The 1901-nt window shown below is 75.5% G+C and carries 1 protein-coding gene; it reads left to right on the top strand.

Annotation, left to right across the window (positions count from 1 at the left end):
* Positions 1-16 precede the first annotated feature (16 nt).
* Positions 17-1901: AMP-binding protein (locus tag AE652_RS40445; protein ID WP_159028716.1), on the top strand; the 1885-nt coding region annotated here is incomplete at its 3' end.

A 1901-nucleotide genomic window follows, 5' to 3' on the forward strand; every position in this document is an offset into this window, starting at 1 on the left:
CTGGAAGACCATCAGGGTGTCGAAGACCGCGCCCAACGCCGGGCGGGGCCTGGCCGACGCCGGACTGTTCGCCCCCGCCGAGGTGCTGCGCCTGGCGGCGGAGCCCGCCGAGGAGACGGACGCGGACGCGGAGGCCGGGGCCTTCCCGCCGGTGCCGGTCCGGCCGGAGAACCTCATGTACGTCATCTACACCTCCGGGTCCACCGGCCTGCCGAAGGGCGTCGCGGTGACCTACGGCAGCGTCCTCGCCTTCTGCCTCGACGAGTGCTGGTCCAGCGGGGCCCTGGAGCGGGTGCTGGTGCAGGCCAACCACGCCTTCGACGCCTCCACCTACGAGATCTGGACGACGCTGCTGCACGGCGGCCGGCTGGTGCTGGTGCCCCCCGGGGACATCGACACCGTCGAACGCGGCCGGCTGATCGCGGCCCAGCAGGTCACCAACGTGCACGCCACGGCCGGGCACTTCCGGGTGCTCGCCGAGCAGGCCCCGCACATCTTCGGCGGCGTGCGCGAGGTCTCCACCGGCGGCGACGTCGTCTCCGCGAACGCCGTACGGACCCTGCTGCGCTCCCACCCCGGCATGGTGGTGCGCACCACCTCCGGCCCCACCGAGCCCACCGCCTTCACCACCCAGCTGCCCTTCACCGACCCGGACGCGGTGCCCGACACCGTGCCGCTGGGGCGGCCGATGGACAACACCAGGGTGTTCGTCCTGGACGCCTTCCTGCGGCCCGTGCCGGTCGGCATGACCGGCGAGCTCTACCTCGCCGGGGCCGGACTGGCCCGCGGCTACCTCGGCCGTCCCTCACTCACCGCGGAGCGCTTCGTGGCCTGCCCCTTCCCCGCCGAGGACGAACCCGAGGGCGCCCGGATGTACCGCACCGGCGACCTGGCGCAGTGGACCCCGGACGGGCAGCTGCTCTTCCTCGGCCGCGCCGACGAGCAGCTCAAGATCCGCGGCTTCCGCGTCGAGCCGGCCGAGATCGAGGCCGTGCTCGCCGCGCACCCCGGCGTCGCCCAGGCGCTCGTCGTCGCGGTCGAGGACGAGGACGGCCACAAGCGGCTGGCCGGCTACGCCGTGCCGGCCGGCGGCGACGAGTCCGCCCTCGACCCGGAGGCGCTGCGGGAGCACCTCGCCGGGAAGCTGCCCGACTACCTGGTCCCGGCCTCGGTGACCGTCCTCGGGGCACTGCCCGTGACGGCGAACGGCAAGCTCGACCGGGCCGCCCTGCCCCGGCCCGTCTTCGCCGGCCGGGCGGCCGGACGCGAGGCGGCCACCGACGCGGAGGAGCTGCTGTGCCGGCTGTTCGCCGAGGTGCTGAACCTCGAACAGGTCGGCCCGGAGGACGACTTCTTCGTCCTCGGCGGCGACTCGATCACCTCGATGCTGCTGGCCGGGCGGGCCGGCAAGGCCGGCCTGGCGATCTCCCCGCGCCAGGTCTTCGAACTGTGCACGCCCGCGGAGCTCGCACGGGTGGCCGGGCCGGTCGACGGGACGAAGGCGCAGCACGCCGAGGACGTCCCCTACGGCCCGGTCCCGCTGACCCCGGTGATGCGCGAGGTCGCGCGGCGGGCGGGCTCGGTGGCCCGCGCGGGCAGCCAGGCGATGCTGCTGACCGCGCCGCCCGGCCTGACCACCGGGCAGCTGGCGGACGCGCTGCAGGCGGTCCTCGACCGGCACGAGGTGCTGCGGGCACGGTTGGAGGAGGACGAGGAGCAGCTGGTGGTGCCCGAGCCGGGCACGTCCTGGGCGGTCGCCGCGGCGGACCTGGTGACCCGGGTGGACGCGGCCGGCCTCGACGGGGAGCGGCTGGACGCGCTGGTCGACGAGCAGGCCACCGCCGCCGAGGCCGCGCTCGCGCCGCGCGACGGCGTGATGCTGCGCGCCGTGCTCCTGGAGC

The sequence above is a fragment of the Kitasatospora sp. MY 5-36 genome (assembly GCF_001182915.1).
Lineage (GTDB): Bacteria > Actinomycetota > Actinomycetes > Streptomycetales > Streptomycetaceae > Kitasatospora.